Here is a 15,628-nt window from a genome sequence, read left to right on the forward strand (position 1 = left end):
CAGATATATTCTCGAATGTTTGTAAGCTAACTGTGGTTCATTTTTTAAGCTATAAATTTTAGCCTGATAATAATTTGATTTTAAATAACTTTTATCTAAAGACTTATTTTTTAACGAAATAGAATCAACTTTCTTAAAAAAAATTAATGCCTTATCATATTTCTTCATAGAGTAATACAGATCGCCCAAATTGTAGTTTGCTATTTGAAAAACTTCCTCGAAGTTATTTTGTTTTGATAGAAATATTATGTCATAGTACGTTTTTTCGGCATTTATATAATCTTTTTTGATTAAATATATATTACCTAAACTCAATTTTGCACTAATTTTATTATTAGTAAAATTTTGAGAATATGTGATTGACTTTTTATAGAAATATTCAGCCGAATCAAGTAGATGCATCTTGCTTCGGTTTTTCATATAATACCCTTCGTAAGTACTTGCTAAGTCAAGATTTATATTACTTTTACTATTTTGAAATTGATTGGAAGGATAGACTCTCTCATTCTGGTCAATAAAATCATTATTTTGTCTTAAATTTTTAATAGCTAATTGATAATTACCAACTTCTTCGTTAACTAAGGCAATGTTACTTTTAAATTTTACAATTTGAATTACATCTCCGACTTCTAGGGAATATTTAATTCCAGTTTGGTAGCTTTCAAGAGCCTTACTAAAATTTCCTCTATTCCATTCTGTTAAACCTCTGAAATTGTAAATGTATCCTTTAAGTTTTGTTTTTTCTGGAGAGTCAGGTATTTTATTGCAATATTCAAGAGCCCGTTTATAGCTTTCATCAGATTTATTAACATTTCCTTTTATTTGAAATAAATATGAGGCAGCACTATTGGCAAAAGCCAAATGCTTATAATTTTTAGATTTCATCATTTCTTTAGCATATGCAAGACTAGTATCGAAGTTAGTACTTAAACTAATGCGAATTTTTTCTTGCAACGCTAAATACTCCTGTTCACTAATTTGTTTTTTTTGAGAAAAACCAATATTTAGAACAAAAAGTAGTAAAAAAGAGATGATTAGCCTCATTTATTTGTTTTTGGATTTCAAAAATAACGCTTAAATTTTCAATAAACTAAAATTTATTTGCCATACTGTTGTTAATTTTGTTGCGAAATTAAAAAAATATAACAATTTAGCTTTGTTTTGTTATATTTTTATTGCGTAAATTTGTTTTGTAAAACTATCAAAAAATGAAACCAGACTTATTTCAGGCTCCAGATTATTTCAACCTTGACGATTTATTGACAGACGAACATAAATTAGTTCGCGAATCTGCACGTGCATGGGTAAAAAGAGAAGTTTCTCCTATTATAGAAGAATACGCTCAAAAGGCAGAATTTCCTAAACAAATTATAAAAGGACTCGGAGAAATTGGTGGCTTCGGACCTTATATTCCCGTTGAATATGGTGGTGCGGGATTAGATCAAATCTCGTATGGTTTAATCATGCAGGAAATTGAACGTGGTGATTCTGGTGTACGATCGACTTCATCTGTTCAGTCTTCATTGGTAATGTATCCAATCTGGAAATACGGGAACGAAGAACAGCGAATGAAATATTTACCAAAACTAGCTACCGGAGAATTCATGGGCTGTTTCGGTTTAACTGAGCCTGATCACGGTTCTGATCCGGGAAGTATGATTACCAATTTTAAAGATATGGGAGACCATTATCTTTTAAACGGTGCTAAAATGTGGATTTCAAATGCACCTTTTGCAGATATTGCAGTGGTTTGGGCTAAAAATGAAGAAGGAAGAATTCACGGTTTAATCGTTGAACGTGGAATGGAAGGTTTTACAACTCCGGAAACGCACAATAAATGGTCGCTTCGTGCCTCATCAACCGGTGAATTAATTTTTGATAATGTAAAAGTTCCCAAAGAAAATTTGTTACCAAATAAATCAGGATTAGGAGCTCCTCTTGGTTGTTTAGATTCTGCCCGATACGGAATTGCATGGGGTGCAATTGGTGCTGCGATGGACTGTTATGATACTGCTTTGCGTTATGCCAAAGAAAGAATTCAGTTTGGAAAACCAATTGGAGGAACGCAATTGCAACAGAAAAAATTAGCAGAGATGATTACCGAAATTACCAAAGCCCAATTATTAACCTGGCGTTTAGGTGTTTTAAGAAACGAAGGAAAAGCTACAACGGCACAAATTTCGATGGCAAAACGTAATAATGTCGATATGGCGATTCACATTGCACGCGAAGCCAGACAAATGTTAGGCGGAATGGGAATTACCGGCGAATATTCAATTATGCGTCATATGATGAATCTTGAAAGTGTGATCACTTATGAAGGTACTCACGACATTCATTTATTGATAACCGGAATGGATGTAACTGGAATTTCGGCCTTTAAATAAGAGATAACTATTAAAATATATACAAAAACAATACTAAAAGCTTCTTCTTATGAGGAAGCTTTTTATATTTGCAAAAAATACCGCAAATGAATATTGAAACTATAAACAATAGCATTCAACCTCAAAAAGAACAACTTTTACAACATTCTTTATATAACAAAATCCAAAGCATTGATGATTTACACGTTTTCTTAGAAAATCATATTTTTGCCGTTTGGGATTTTATGTCACTATTAAAAGCTTTACAAGCCAAACTTACCTGCACAACAACTCCTTGGTTTGCTACAAAAAATCCTGAAACAAGATATTTGATCAATGAAATTGTTCTTGCCGAAGAAACTGATTTGACAATTGACGGAAGAAGGCAAAGCCATTACGAAATGTATCTTGAAGCCATGGAAGATTGTGATGCTGACACCACTGGAATAAATAAGTTTTTGTCTGAAGTACATTCGCTGCATAATATTTTTGTTGCCATAAAACAGAGCTCACTACATCCTGATGTAAAAGCTTTTTTAGATTTTACCTTCAGAGTTATCGAACAAGGAAAACCACATGAAATTGCTGCAGCCTTTACTTTTGGAAGAGAAGATCTGATTCCGAGTATGTTTACTGCAATCTTAAAAAACTTTCAAAAAAATCTACCTGAAACTGATTTAAGCAAACTACTATATTATTTTGAAAGACATATTGAATTAGATGCTGATGAACATGGTCCAATGGCAATGCAAATGATCACAGATTTATGCGAAGAGGATGCTCAAAAATGGAAAGATGTCGAAGAAATTTCGATTTTGGCCTTAGAAAAACGAATCGGACTTTGGAATGCCATTGAAGAAGAAATTATCATGAAAGCAGAGATGGTATAAAACCATAACAATAGTACTGACTCGATACTTAATCAAAATAATCCCAAAACTTAATTGGACATTGCTTCATTTTAAGTTTTGGGATTTTATTATTTAAACAATACCGTTTTATTCTAAAAATTGTTTTCCATATCTTTGGTATTCCCTGATTGTAAACTACATATAAAATGAAAATTGTAGATTTCATACCAACAGAACAATTAAAACCTTTCGTAAGGACTTACAAAATTATAGAAAGTCAGGATGAAGTGGTAAATAGGGTTTTGCCCAACACTTCTCTTGCTATAGCCTTTCGCTGCAAAGGAAATGTAAATTATATCAGAGAAAATTGTCAAGATAATCTACCTATTTCTACAATTTCAGGAATTCGTAAATCTGTGCGTCTGATCAATTACTCAAAAGATACTACAACCATAGTCATTCAATTTAAAGAAGCCGGAGCCAAAGCCTTTTTTAAAGAACCGCTTCATGAATTATTTGAAGAAAGTGTTTCACTGGATAATTTTATTCCGCAGGAAAAAACAGCAATCATAGAAGAACTTTTAGCGGAAGCAAAAACCAATAACCAAAAAATTGCTATTATAGAACAATTTCTTGTATCAAGATTGCACGACTACAAACCCGATAAATTAATCTCAGCAGCAGTTGCCATAATCCAATCTAAAAATGGTGTTATCAAAATAAAAGAACTCGCCGACGCACTTTATATCAGTCAGGATGCTTTTGAAAAAAGGTTTAGAAAGACAATTGGATCATCTCCAAAACAGTTTTGTTATGTTGTGCGGATAAAAGCAATTATCGACCAAAAACAAGACAATCAAAACCTCATCGATTTGGTATTTGATGCAGGATATTTTGATCAGTCCCATTTTAATAAAGACTTCAAATTATTTACCGGCCAAACTCCGTCTGAATTTTTCAAATTTCCTTCCTTCTGGTAAATCACTGATTTTTTACAATGATTTGATGCTTGCAATTCTAAATTTTACATCAACAAAAATTAAGAATTATGAAAACAAATCTTTTAATCGGAGTCATCTGTTTGGCATTCTTTAGTAGTAAAACACATGCACAAACAGCAATTGTAAACTCACATACAGAGTCCAAAAAATCAGAAGCCATGAAACAAATTTTTATCGATAAATTTATCGTTCCCGAAAAATCAAAACAAGAATTCTTAGAAAGGGTACGCATTAATAGAAACTTTATCAAACACTTAAACGGATTTATAAAAGATGACGCTTATGAGCGCACTGATGAAAACGGAAATTTAATTTATATGACAATTGCCGTTTGGGAAAACGAAGCTGTTTTGAAAAAAGCAAAAGAAACTGTTCAGTCCGAATATAAAAAAGAAGGTTTTAATATTTCCGAAATGTTTGAAAGATTAAATATCGTTATGGACAGAAACATTTATAAGGAGGCCGAAAAACTATAAAAGAGATCAAAACTCTGGTAAAAACAGCAATGCATAAAACCAAAACAAGTTATTTAACGTAACTATTTGTTTAGAATAATTCAGAATCTAATTTATTCAAATTATGAAATCGCAATTCAAACAAATAGTTATCGTTATCCTTTCCACTTTTTTGTTAAGCTGTAGTGCTGACGAATCAAGTTCAGAAACGGCAGTAAATCCTCCGGCTGTTATTCCTCCAACTATTCCGGTTCCAACTATTCCAATTTCAAAATCAATAAATTATTTAGCTTTAGGTGATAGCTATACTATTGGGCAAAGTGTTTGTGAAACTTGCCGTTTTCCTGAACAGCTCAAATCAAGTTTAAAGTCTATCTATCCGGAAAGTAATTTTTCATTAAAAATAATTGCGACTACCGGCTGGACAACTACCAATTTAATTTCAGCAATAAACACTCAAAATCCAGATGCTAATTATGACTTGGCTACTCTTTTAATTGGTGTAAACAATCAATATCAGGGTAGAGATTTCTCTATCTATGAAAAGGAGTTTCCGCAATTAGTAACCAAATCAATTGCTTTAGCGAAAGGCGATAAAAAAAATGTCATTGTTCTTTCTATTCCTGATTATGCTTACACCCCTTTTGGAAAAATGTCAATGAATCAGGAAAAAATTAGTACCGAAATAAACAAATACAATACGTTTGCTGAGAATTATTGTATGATGAACGGAATCACTTTTGTTTCTATAACTGATATTACCAGACAAGGATTAAACAATACTAGTTTAGTTGCTTCTGATGGATTACATCCTTCTGAGTTGGCTTATAAAATGTTTGTAGAAAAAATGCTGCCTCAGGTAAAAATGGCTTTGCAGGATTAAAATTTTTCAAATTTCAAGATAAATTGATCTGTTTTTCATCGTTTTAAAACAAATTCAGAATTTCTTTTTAAATTTGATTAAAATACTTTCATGCAAGTTTTACCGTCAAAAGAATTATCTCCTTATATCAAACATTATCTTTTTCTGGATAATAAGGAAACGACTATTCAAAAACTTCGTTTGTTTTCTGATGGTAATATGGGTATTGTCTTTTCTTTAAAAAGCAAACTCATTTCTGATATTACTAATCATGAAATAAAAACCTATTTGCCAGGCTCTTTTTTGTACGGACAGCTCAATGGCTTTAAAGACATTTATTCTGATAATGAAATTGCTTTAGTAATTGTTGTTTTTCAACCTAATGGAATAAATCAGTTATTACAAATTTCGGCCAATGAATTTCAGGATTCAATTATTAGTACAGATGCTGTTTTTGGCAAAAAAGGTATTTCTCTTGAGGAAAGATTATCTGAAAAAAATGATACTAATGAGAAAATTAAGCTCTTAAATGAATTTTTTAAAACTCTTATCTCTAAAAAATCAGAATCAAACCAATTAATAATAAATAGTTCTTTAGATTTTATTCTTGCCAATAAAGGATGTTTTTCTGTAAAACAATTAGTTGATCATACCGGGTATACCGAAAGGCATCTTGAAAGAAAATTTAAGGAATGTATCGGATTAAATCCGAAGAAATTTGGCAACGTTGTAAGGCTACATCATTTTCTAAAATTATTAAAACACAAAACCGAATATCTTAATCTGACAGCAATTTGTTACGATGCAGGATTTTCAGATCAATCGCATTTAATAAAAGAATTTAAAAAACAAACCGGAATCACTCCAACAGAATATTTACATAATACGGGGAAATTGGCCAATAATCTCCTGAAAACATTTCCTTCCATTACAGTATAAAATGTCGGTTTTATACAATTTATAAATTTTTCCTATTGCTATTTTTGATTCCAATTAATAGCTTCAAAAATGAAAAATATAAAAATAGCTACGGCTCAGTTTGAAAATAAGAGTGGCGATAAAAAATACAATTTATCTGTAATCGAAAAGCTCTCGCAGAAAGCTTCCGGCGAGGGTTGCAATGTTATTTCGTTTCACGAATGTTCAATTACAGGATACACGTTTGCAAGGCATTTATCGAAAGAACAAATGCTGGATTTGGCAGAAAGTATTCCAGATGGAGAAAGTATTTCAAAACTTATTGAAATTGCAAAAAAGAATGATATCGTAATTCTGGCGGGACTTTTTGAAAAGGACGAAAACGACAATCTTTTCAAAGCTTATGTTTGTGTAGATAAAAATGGTTTAGTTGCAAAATACAGGAAACTTCATCCTTTTATAAATCCATATCTCACACCAGGCAATCAATATTGTGTTTTTGAAATTGAAGGGTGGAAATGCGGGATTTTAATTTGCTATGATAATAATATTATCGAAAATGTTCGGGCTACAAAACTTTTAGGTGCCGATATTATTTTCATGCCTCACGTTACAATGTGTACACCTTCTACCCGACCGGGCGCTGGTTTTGTTGCGCCTCAACTTTGGGAAAACCGTGAAGCTGATCCTACCTCTTTACGATTAGAATTCGACGGGATGAAAGGTCGCGACTGGCTAATGAAATGGTTACCTGCGAGAGCCTATGACAATGCAGTTTATGCGATATTTTCTAATCCGATTGGCATGGATGATGATCAATTAAAAAATGGCTGTTCTATGATTATTGACCCATTCGGAGATATTTTAGCCGAATGCAGAACTTTTGAAGACTCTTTCGCGACCGCAATAATTACTCCTGAAAAATGTTTTCAGGCGGGAGGAAATCGTTATATAAAAGCTCGAAGACCAGATTTATATCGGGATATTATTGGTCAGGATCACAAATCAGAGCAAAATGTGGTTTGGTTAAATGCTGATGAAAAAAGTTAAAACTAATACAATTCATCAAACTTTAAACAGCTGAAAATTTATCTTTGAAGAATTCATTAATCTACAGAATACCTTTTAAAAATGGAATTTTTAAAAACTACAGAACAAGATATCGATGCTGTTTTCGACATCTATAATCAGGCGACATCTTATCAAAAAACAGTCAATAATAAAAGCTGGAGAGGTTTTGAAAAATCCCTGATCGAAAAAGAAATTGACGAAAACCGTCATTTTATTATCAAAGAAGGAAATGAAATTGCCTGCACCTTTGTACTTACTTTTAATGATTTGATTATCTGGAAAGAAGCTGCTAAAGATCCTGCCATATACTTACATCGTATTGCAACAAATCCAAAATTCAGAGGAAAATCCTATGTCACAAAAATTGTAGAATGGGCTAAAGTTTATGCCAAAGAAAATGGCAAAGAATACATCAGACTAGACACACACAGCGGTAATGAAAGAATAAATAAATATTACACGAGTTGCGGTTTCGATTACAAAGGAATTAGCACTATTGAATGGACAAGAGAATTACCGGAGCATTATAAAGAAGGCTCTTTTAGTTTGTTTGAGATAAAACTATAGTAATTTTTAAAACAAAAAATCCCTTATGAATTTTCATAAGGGATTTTCTTCTTGCAGAGAGGAAGGGATTCGAACCCTCGATACAGTTACCCATATACTAGCTTTCCAGGCTAGCTCCTTAAACCACTCGGACACCTCTCTTTATTGGTCTGCAAAGAACACAAAAAAAACTGAGTTACAAAAACAAAATCAAAAATTAGTTTACATACTTTTTCTAAACTCTTCCATAAATAATTTTACTGCCTTTTTTTGATACGCGCCTTCTATCGTTAGCATGAACGAATCTCGTTGCGTTGCAACTCCTGTAATGTTGATTGCTTTGATATTATCCCAGCCTTTTAAGGCTTTCTCGGTTACAATTGTTGCCCAATAATCGCTATCTCCTACTAATCGTAATAAAGCATGAACCGCGTTTAATTCAATCGAAACGGTGGGCTTCATATTGTTTTTCAAAAACAATTCATCAAGAAATTCTCTTGAATTAAACCCTTTCACAGGTAAAATAAGCGGAAGATCTTCTATTTTTTTAAAAGAAATTTTATCTAAAACCGCTAACGGATGCGTTTTTGAAACCGCCAAAACCAACTTTGAAGTAAATAATGGTACTTTTTGAAAAGGTAATTCAATTTCATTTGAAGAAATAACCAAAACCAAATCCAATTCGTTATTCAATAGTTTTTGTTCCAAAGGTTCGGTTGTGCCATATTCGACAACAATTTTTAAATGCGGATAGGTTTTGGCAAACAAATCGACGATTGGCAAAACCAAAAGCCCAAAAATATACGTTACACCAATTCGTAATTCTCCACCAATCATGTGGTTTAAATCATCAATAGCCTGTTTGCCACTTTGCACATTTTCTATAATTTGTTTGGCGTGAATTAAAAAAACAGATCCTGCCTCTGTAAGCTGAACTTTCTTTCCAATCCTAACAAACAAAGGCATTCCGAGTTCTTCTTCCAGTTTTTTAATTTGCTGTGAAAGTCCGGATTGGGTTACAAAACACAATTCGGCTGCTTTAGTAAAATGCAAAACGGCAGCTGTTTTAATGAAATATTCAAGTTGATAGATTTCCATATCGATAAGTTTTACTACTTGTTATCAGTAAAATTATTAATTTTTCTAATGAAATCATAATTCCGAACTTTGTAAAAAAATATCAACGGTTATGTTTAAAGCGTTAAAATCAAAAAACTTCAAATTGTTCTTTTATGGACAATCGGTTTCTGTTATCGGAACCTGGCTTCAAAAAACAGCTGTAAGTTGGATGGTTTACAGCGTTACCGGATCTGTTTTTTTATTGGGTTTAGCCACTTTTTTAAGTATGATTCCGTCTTTATTTCTGGCGCCAATTGCCGGAAGCATCATTGGCCGTTACGACAGACATAAAAGCATGATTTTACTACAGTCGTTGTCAATGTTTCAGGCTGGAGCTTTGGCTTTGCTGATTTATTTAAAAATATATAACATCAATTTTATTTTGGCTTTAAGTTTATTTCAGGGGATTATCAATTCGTTCGACATGACTTGCAGACAAACTATGATGATTGATATCGTTGATGATAGGGAAGATTTACCAAATGCGGTCGCCTTAAACTCAACCTTAAATAATTTTGCCCGAATTGCCGGTCCGGCCTTAGCGGGAATTATTTTACATCAATACGGTGAAGACATTTGTTTTATTGGAAATTTCTTAAGCTATATTCCGGTTTTGATTTCATTATTAATGATGAAAATCACGCCACACATTAAAGCAACTGACAAATTAAAAATGTGGGATGATTTTATTGAAGGTTTAGATTACGTTAAAAAAGAAACTGATATGGCAAAAATGCTATTGATGTTAATGTGCAGTAGTTTATTTGTGATTTCTTTTAATACTTTAATGCCGGTTTTTGCCAAGGACCTTTTTAGTGGAAACGCCCAAACTTTCAGTTGGTTCGAAAGCGCTGCCGGAATTGGATCTATTGTATCAGCCATTTATTTGGCTAATCTTAAAAAAGCCGACAATATGAACAAAATAATGATCGCTGCGAGCTTATTATTAGGCTTTAGCATTATTATACTTGCTTATTCAAATAGTTTAACTGTTGCGCTTATTTGTATGGCTCTGAGCGGTGTGGGAATGATGGCGCAAACCTCAGCTATAAACATTTATGTCCAGACACAAAGTTCAGTCAATATGCGTTCAAGAAGTATCAGTTATTATTTAATGGCGTATCAGGGAATGATTCCTGTGGGAAGTTTGATAATTGGATATGTTTCACATAGTATCGGAACCCGAAATACAGTTGCAATTCAGGGAATCATTTGTATTATTTCAGTAATTGTGTATGTTTATTATAAAAGACATAGTACTGAGGAAGAATTGGAGACTTGTCCGGTTCAGTATAGAAATCCAAAAAATTAAAATCCAAATTCCAATCTTAGGAAAGAAAATTCCAATTATCCGCAATCTTGTCATCCTGACGGAGGAAGGATCACACTCGTATTTCAACAAAGATTGGAAAGTTACTGTGCGGAGCTTCTAGTGTGATCCTTCCTCCGTCAGGATGACAAAACTATGTCGCTTTTACTTTTCTAAGATGAACTTATATCACTTATGGTAAAGAAAATTACAGCGAAATCTCCCCACGCAACGCCGTTTCAAAAATAGTTTTGAAATTTTCCTGCTGAATATTATGTCCTAGCAAATACATCAATTTTGTAATTGCGGCTTCTGTAGTAATGTCTTTTCCTGAAATAACGCCAAGTGATTTTAAGGCTGTACTGGTTTCGTATTGCCCCATATTGACGCTTCCTCCTGAACATTGTGTTACGTTTACAATATGCAAACCAGACTGAATCGCTTTCTGAATTAAATTCAAAAACCAATCTTCGGTTGGAGCGTTTCCTGAACCATACGTTTCAAGGACAATTCCGCGTAAACCCTTAATGGATAAAATCGAAGACAAAACGATTTCGCTCATTCCGGGAAACATTTTTATAATGGCTACATGATTGTCTAAATTTTTGTGGACAATCAGTTTGGCGTCTTTTTTTATGGGAAGAAATAAATGTCTGTTTAATTTAAGATGAACTCCGGATTCAACTAATTCAGGATAATTTGGTGCTGTAAAGGCCCTGAAATGTTCAGCATTTACTTTTGAAGTTCGGTTGCCTCGGTACAATTTATATTCAAAATACAAACAAACTTCGGTAATAACTGGTTGTCCATTTTCCTGAAGTGAAGCAATCTGGATTGCCGTAATCAGGTTTTCTTTGGCATCAGTACGTAAATCTCCTATTGGCAATTGAGAACCCGTAAACACAACTGGTTTTGCTAAATTCTCCAACATAAAGCTCAATGCTGAAGCGGAATAGGACATGGTATCTGATCCGTGAAGAACCACAAATCCGTCATAAGCGATATAATTTTCCTCAATTATCGTGGCTATTTTGGTCCACATTTCCGGATTCATATTCGATGAATCTATAGGATGTTCAAAAGAAACGGTTTCAATCTCACAATCTAATTGTTTGATTTCCGGAATCTTTTGCAACAGTTTTCCAAAGTTGAACGCTTTGAGTGCGCCAGTTTCAAAATCTTTGCTCATACCGATGGTTCCTCCGGTATAAATCAAGAGTATTTTAGCTTTAGATGACATCCTGATATTTTAATTTATTGACAACCGGATTGGCATACATTGATAAAAATCCTTGTCTGGTAACCGGATTATTGCATCCGATTCTCATTTCTAAACGACGTTCAAAAAGTGATTTTTCACTTTCTCTATACAAATGAGAAAATTTATCCGTTTCGTTTAAAATATCGTAAGCAATAAAGTTTGTTGGCCATAATCGGTAACTAGATAAAATGGAGTCATCAATAACTTGTGCCAACGCCTGGATTTGTTTGTTGGCGTTGTCATTTTCAGCAACGATCTGATCAATTTCAGTATCTAAAACATCGCCAACTGAAATATGTATTCTTTTTTTGGTTCCCATAATACCACTTAAAATGGTCATGAAATCCTCATTTTTTTCTTTAATATAAACTTCGTTCTTTGATTCTGCCATTAATTGTGGCATTTTCAAAACATCTGTCGGATCATATTCATATGAAATTGAAACCGGAACGATTTTTAATTTCTTAAAATAATCCATCAAATTAGCTTCGTCTGAACCCATTCCGATCATTTTTAAAACTCCCGGATTCGTTTCGTCATTTCCGTCTTTTGTTCTTCCTTCTCTTTGAGCAATCCAAACTGAACGATTTTCGCGAAGCAATAATTGCCCCATATATTCTGCCAATAGTTTAGAACTCTGCAACATTTCTCTTGGTGTTAAACCTCTTAAAACCAAAAAGTTTCTATTCAATTTTGCCAAAGTACTTAAGAATGCTTTTTTTACCAGATTGTCTCCAATTGCAGACGCTGTCATGACCAAACCATGTTCGAACAAACAGACATTTAACAAAGTTGTATCCAGTAAAATATCTCTGTGATTAGAAATAAACAAGTAAGAAGTATTTTTTTCAAGTTTTTCAAATCCTGAAGTTGTAAGACCTTCAGAACTTTTTTCAAGAACCTTTTGAATTGTATTATAAATAAAATTGCATTGAAAATCACGAATTGAATGTGTTTTTTTAAGCTGCTCTTTCCAAACCTCATCATTTACTTCCGGAAAAGTAAAGTTCATCATGGTTTTCATCATCGGATGATTCACAACATCACGAAGTGCTTCATTTATTTCTGAATCATAAAACGGTCGAATGGCATCAAATCTCTGCATTATAAATATCTATTTTATTTATTTAGGTGGGCAAAAGAACAAAAAAAAAATTAAAGTATTGTTAGTTGTCTATTAAATACCAAAAACGTCTTTTGAATTTTGCGTGGTAATTTTTGCTATTTCTTCTTCAGAAATAGTATAAATATAAGATAATTTTACCAAAATATTCACTAAATAACTGCTTTCATTTCGTTTTCCACGGTACGGAATCGGCGCTAAATAAGGAGAATCGGTCTCCAAAACAATATGTTTTAAATCGATTTGATTTAGAAACTGATCGATTTTTCCGTTTTTAAAAGTTACGACTCCGCCAATTCCCAGTTTCATATTATAGGATATTGCCTGTAAAGCTTGCTCATGAGTTCCTGTAAAACAATGAAAAATTCCAAATAAATCATCTGATTTTTCTTCTTCTAAAATTTCAAAAATTTCATCAAAAGCTTCACGGCAATGAATTACGATTGGCAATTTATATTGTTTTGCCAATTGAATTTGTCTTCTAAAAGCAATTTGCTGTTCTTTCAAATGCGTTTTATCCCAATACAAATCAATCCCGATTTCGCCGACAGCATAGAATTTTCTTCTGGCCAATTCGGTTTCGACGTGTTTTAATTCTTCCTCATAATTATCTTTTACGTAAGTGGGATGCAAACCCATCATCAAAAAAACATAATCAGGATAGTTTTGCTCTAAATCGTACATAGATTGTGTTGCAGCAGCATCAATTGCGGGAATAAAAAAACGTGTTACTCCTGAATTTATGGCTCTCTGCATCATTTCGTCACGATCCTGATCAAACTCTTCAGAATATAAATGTGTGTGTGTATCGGTAATTATGATTGTTGAATTCAATGGTGTAATTTTTAAAAAGCCAAAATTACGACAATATTAAAAACTTTCCCAATCTTGAGGAAATGGTGGCAAATGGCACACGGATGACGCTGATTTTTCTGTTTGAAAATAATCTTGATGAATCTTGTCATCCTGAGAAACGAAGACCACACAAGAAGCTCCGCAAAGTAAATTGCCAATCTTTGTAGAATTACGTGTGTGATCCTTCGTTCCTCAGGATGACAAACCAGGTGTTATTTCCCAGTCTCAACAAAAAGCAAAGCACGATCTAAAACCTCATCTTTTCCTTCCTGAATTCCTTTTATGGTTGGTTTTACTTCAATATCCGGAACGATACCTATTCTTTGTGTTTCTCTTCCGTCAGGATAATAAACCCCAATTCCTGAAAACAAAGTATGGAATCCCTGAAAGTCAAACTGACTTACATTTCCATCTGCCCCTGCTGTCTGACTTCCAATAATTGTCGTATTGCCCGATGTCTGGAAACACATTGCAGTCCATTCAGATTGACTAATTGAGTTCTCATTAAGCAAAACAATCACTTTTCCTTTGTAATTATCTTTGTTTTCAGAACCGCTTTTCGTTCCGCCATCCCAAATAAATTTTCCCGGATAACCATAATATGGGCGCGTGTAAATGGCAAATTCTTTTTCCTGAGAATTTAAAAATTGTGATATTTCTCTAAAAGTTCCGTTTGGATAATTTCTCATATCAAAAACAATTGCTTTGGAAGCTTTTAAAGCTTCAATCATTGCTGGAATATTTCTCGGTTTAATAATCCCCATGTCGACATAGCCAATATTATTATCTAAAAGCTTAAACTTGTCTTTCTTTTTCATGGCTCCCTTTTTAAATTCATTTCTGTGAGAATCATGATAATCAAACCAAATCATATCTTTTGTTTCGTATTTCCCATCTTTCAGAAATTCTACTTTAACATTATCTGAGGAATTCATCAAGATAATCTTTGTCAGTTTGTCTAAATAAGCAGCATCGTTTGAAGCACAGATTACATCTCTCTTTTCTGAGATAATATCCTTAATTGTTTTGTCATTTATTTTCGTGATTACATCGCCTACTTTAATGTCATAAGCCTCGGCCAGACTGTCGCCTAAAATTTCTGTCACCACTATTTTTTCATCAATAATTTTTCCGTCAGCAGGAAAAAATCTGCTTTTTCCTTCTCCTGTCGAAGCCGACTGATATACAAAAAACTCTGTATGGCTGTCATCCATTTTTGAAACCATTTTTTTCATTGCTATGTAAAAATCATTGTGATTTTCAGCTTTGACAACCTCAGGTAATATTTCTGTTAAAGTTTCATCCCATTTCTGACTCATTAAATATTTAAACGGAAAAAAATATTCGACAACATTCCAGTACATAAATATCATTCGAAGTTTGGAATTTTTATCATTAAAATTGGGATCATCATAACGCTCATTTATCAAAGAGACATTCTCAACATGTTCTTTTCCTTCAACATAAAACTGTTTGCCCTGAAATCTGTTTTCTTCAACAAATTTGAGCTTTTTCGAAAGCCTTTTTGAAAACAATTTATTACTATTAATCCAGCTTAAATCAAAATTTTTGTCAAAAAACCTGACATCTTTTGGTGTAGCAATTGGCGCAATTTCTTTTACCGGACCAAGATCATCAATCCAATTTTCCAGAACTAAAGAGAATTCTGCTTTGGTTTGTGCCTTATCAATTTTTGGTAAAATATCGAGAAGTTGTTGATCCCAATTTAACTCTCCACTGGCTACTTTTGGATGATAATATTTTAAGAATCCCCAAACTTTACAGATTGCGGCAAGTTTTTCGGTTTCTGTAATTTTGGCCTGGCCGAAGGTAATTTGTGTGAGAACTAAAAGAAAAAAGAGGGTAATTTTTTTCATTTAATAATGGTTAG

Annotated in this window: 14 protein-coding genes, 1 tRNA gene and 1 pseudogene; 9 read left to right on the forward strand and 7 right to left on the reverse strand. The window is 33.1% G+C overall.

Annotation, left to right across the window (positions count from 1 at the left end; translation table 11 throughout):
- Window positions 1-123: 123 nt before the first annotated feature.
- Window positions 124-1,044 (reverse strand): annotated as a pseudogene (locus tag AC6CH4_RS03795) (tetratricopeptide repeat protein); the annotation flags it as partial.
- 164 nt (window positions 1,045-1,208) lie between these two features.
- On the opposite strand from AC6CH4_RS03795, the gene AC6CH4_RS03800 reads away from it, so the two are divergent.
- The 8 genes from AC6CH4_RS03800 to AC6CH4_RS03835 all read left to right on the forward strand — a co-directional run bounded on the left by AC6CH4_RS03800 (window position 1,209) and on the right by AC6CH4_RS03835 (window position 8,091).
- Complete coding sequence (locus AC6CH4_RS03800; protein ID WP_192186301.1) at window positions 1,209-2,387, forward strand: acyl-CoA dehydrogenase family protein; 1,179 nt, start codon at window positions 1,209-1,211, stop codon at window positions 2,385-2,387.
- An 86-nt stretch (window positions 2,388-2,473) separates the two neighbouring features.
- A complete protein-coding gene (locus AC6CH4_RS03805) occupies window positions 2,474-3,256 on the forward strand; it encodes a DUF3050 domain-containing protein (RefSeq protein ID WP_498100296.1) in 783 nt (260 codons plus the stop codon).
- Between the two features lie 167 nt (window positions 3,257-3,423).
- Window positions 3,424-4,197 carry an AraC family transcriptional regulator gene (locus AC6CH4_RS03810; RefSeq protein ID WP_498100298.1) on the forward strand — a complete coding sequence of 258 codons (774 nt, stop codon included), beginning with the start codon at window positions 3,424-3,426 and terminating at the stop codon, window positions 4,195-4,197.
- Window positions 4,198-4,265: 68 nt separating this feature from the next.
- The gene (locus tag AC6CH4_RS03815; RefSeq protein WP_498100300.1) at window positions 4,266-4,694 is read left to right on the forward strand and encodes a hypothetical protein; all 429 of its coding nucleotides are present in this window, start codon (window positions 4,266-4,268) and stop codon (window positions 4,692-4,694) included.
- Between the two features lie 103 nt (window positions 4,695-4,797).
- Complete coding sequence (locus AC6CH4_RS03820; protein WP_498100302.1) at window positions 4,798-5,556, forward strand: SGNH/GDSL hydrolase family protein; 759 nt, start codon at window positions 4,798-4,800, stop codon at window positions 5,554-5,556.
- Window positions 5,557-5,646: 90 nt separating this feature from the next.
- Window positions 5,647-6,474, forward strand: coding sequence for a helix-turn-helix domain-containing protein (locus tag AC6CH4_RS03825; RefSeq protein ID WP_498100304.1), 828 nt, complete (start codon window positions 5,647-5,649; stop codon window positions 6,472-6,474).
- 69 nt (window positions 6,475-6,543) lie between these two features.
- Entirely contained in the window at window positions 6,544-7,503 is a 960-nt protein-coding gene (locus AC6CH4_RS03830; protein WP_498100306.1) for a nitrilase family protein, read from the forward strand.
- Between the two features lie 81 nt (window positions 7,504-7,584).
- Window positions 7,585-8,091 (forward strand): GNAT family N-acetyltransferase, encoded by a 507-nt coding sequence (locus AC6CH4_RS03835; protein ID WP_498100308.1) that lies wholly within the window; start codon window positions 7,585-7,587, stop codon window positions 8,089-8,091.
- 54 nt (window positions 8,092-8,145) lie between these two features.
- Here AC6CH4_RS03835 and AC6CH4_RS03840 read toward each other — a convergent pair.
- Both AC6CH4_RS03840 and AC6CH4_RS03845 read right to left on the reverse strand, forming a co-directional pair.
- Window positions 8,146-8,232 (reverse strand) — tRNA-Ser (locus tag AC6CH4_RS03840).
- A 60-nt stretch (window positions 8,233-8,292) separates the two neighbouring features.
- Complete coding sequence (locus AC6CH4_RS03845) at window positions 8,293-9,168, reverse strand: LysR substrate-binding domain-containing protein (RefSeq protein WP_498100310.1); 876 nt, start codon at window positions 9,166-9,168, stop codon at window positions 8,293-8,295.
- Window positions 9,169-9,259: 91 nt separating this feature from the next.
- Between AC6CH4_RS03845 and AC6CH4_RS03850 the strand changes: the two genes are divergently transcribed.
- Window positions 9,260-10,501 carry an MFS transporter gene (locus tag AC6CH4_RS03850; RefSeq protein WP_498100312.1) on the forward strand — a complete coding sequence of 414 codons (1,242 nt, stop codon included), beginning with the start codon at window positions 9,260-9,262 and terminating at the stop codon, window positions 10,499-10,501.
- 205 nt (window positions 10,502-10,706) lie between these two features.
- Here the strand turns inward: AC6CH4_RS03850 and AC6CH4_RS03855 are convergent, their stop codons facing one another.
- The 4 genes from AC6CH4_RS03855 to AC6CH4_RS03870 all read right to left on the reverse strand — a co-directional run bounded on the left by AC6CH4_RS03855 (window position 10,707) and on the right by AC6CH4_RS03870 (window position 15,614).
- Window positions 10,707-11,738 (reverse strand): asparaginase, encoded by a 1,032-nt coding sequence (locus tag AC6CH4_RS03855; protein WP_498100314.1) that lies wholly within the window; start codon window positions 11,736-11,738, stop codon window positions 10,707-10,709.
- Window positions 11,728-12,864, reverse strand: a complete 1,137-nt coding sequence (locus tag AC6CH4_RS03860; RefSeq protein WP_498100316.1) for a 1-acyl-sn-glycerol-3-phosphate acyltransferase — start codon at window positions 12,862-12,864, stop codon at window positions 11,728-11,730. Before AC6CH4_RS03860 ends, AC6CH4_RS03855 begins: the two co-directional genes overlap by 11 nt.
- Before the next feature lie 72 nt (window positions 12,865-12,936).
- The gene (locus AC6CH4_RS03865; protein ID WP_498100318.1) at window positions 12,937-13,716 is read right to left on the reverse strand and encodes a TatD family hydrolase; all 780 of its coding nucleotides are present in this window, start codon (window positions 13,714-13,716) and stop codon (window positions 12,937-12,939) included.
- A 233-nt stretch (window positions 13,717-13,949) separates the two neighbouring features.
- A complete protein-coding gene (locus AC6CH4_RS03870) occupies window positions 13,950-15,614 on the reverse strand; it encodes a S41 family peptidase (protein WP_498100320.1) in 1,665 nt (554 codons plus the stop codon).
- Between the last annotated feature and the right edge of the window lie 14 nt (window positions 15,615-15,628).

Source organism: Flavobacterium sp. GQ95, assembly GCF_059758655.1.

What these genes read in the sequence shown, in the direction of transcription:
- AC6CH4_RS03800 (WP_192186301.1), top strand. Translation starts at nt 1,209, where the DNA reads ATGAAACCAGACTTATTTCAGGCTCCAGATTATTTCAACCTTGACGAT.
- AC6CH4_RS03805 (WP_498100296.1), top strand. Translation starts at nt 2,474, where the DNA reads ATGAATATTGAAACTATAAACAATAGCATTCAACCTCAAAAAGAACAA.
- AC6CH4_RS03810 (WP_498100298.1), top strand. Translation starts at nt 3,424, where the DNA reads ATGAAAATTGTAGATTTCATACCAACAGAACAATTAAAACCTTTCGTA.
- AC6CH4_RS03815 (WP_498100300.1), top strand. Translation starts at nt 4,266, where the DNA reads ATGAAAACAAATCTTTTAATCGGAGTCATCTGTTTGGCATTCTTTAGT.
- AC6CH4_RS03820 (WP_498100302.1), top strand. Translation starts at nt 4,798, where the DNA reads ATGAAATCGCAATTCAAACAAATAGTTATCGTTATCCTTTCCACTTTT.
- AC6CH4_RS03825 (WP_498100304.1), top strand. Translation starts at nt 5,647, where the DNA reads ATGCAAGTTTTACCGTCAAAAGAATTATCTCCTTATATCAAACATTAT.
- AC6CH4_RS03830 (WP_498100306.1), top strand. Translation starts at nt 6,544, where the DNA reads ATGAAAAATATAAAAATAGCTACGGCTCAGTTTGAAAATAAGAGTGGC.
- AC6CH4_RS03835 (WP_498100308.1), top strand. Translation starts at nt 7,585, where the DNA reads ATGGAATTTTTAAAAACTACAGAACAAGATATCGATGCTGTTTTCGAC.
- AC6CH4_RS03845 (WP_498100310.1), bottom strand. Translation starts at nt 9,168, where the DNA reads ATGGAAATCTATCAACTTGAATATTTCATTAAAACAGCTGCCGTTTTG.
- AC6CH4_RS03850 (WP_498100312.1), top strand. Translation starts at nt 9,260, where the DNA reads ATGTTTAAAGCGTTAAAATCAAAAAACTTCAAATTGTTCTTTTATGGA.
- AC6CH4_RS03855 (WP_498100314.1), bottom strand. Translation starts at nt 11,738, where the DNA reads ATGTCATCTAAAGCTAAAATACTCTTGATTTATACCGGAGGAACCATC.
- AC6CH4_RS03860 (WP_498100316.1), bottom strand. Translation starts at nt 12,864, where the DNA reads ATGCAGAGATTTGATGCCATTCGACCGTTTTATGATTCAGAAATAAAT.
- AC6CH4_RS03870 (WP_498100320.1), bottom strand. Translation starts at nt 15,614, where the DNA reads ATGAAAAAAATTACCCTCTTTTTTCTTTTAGTTCTCACACAAATTACC.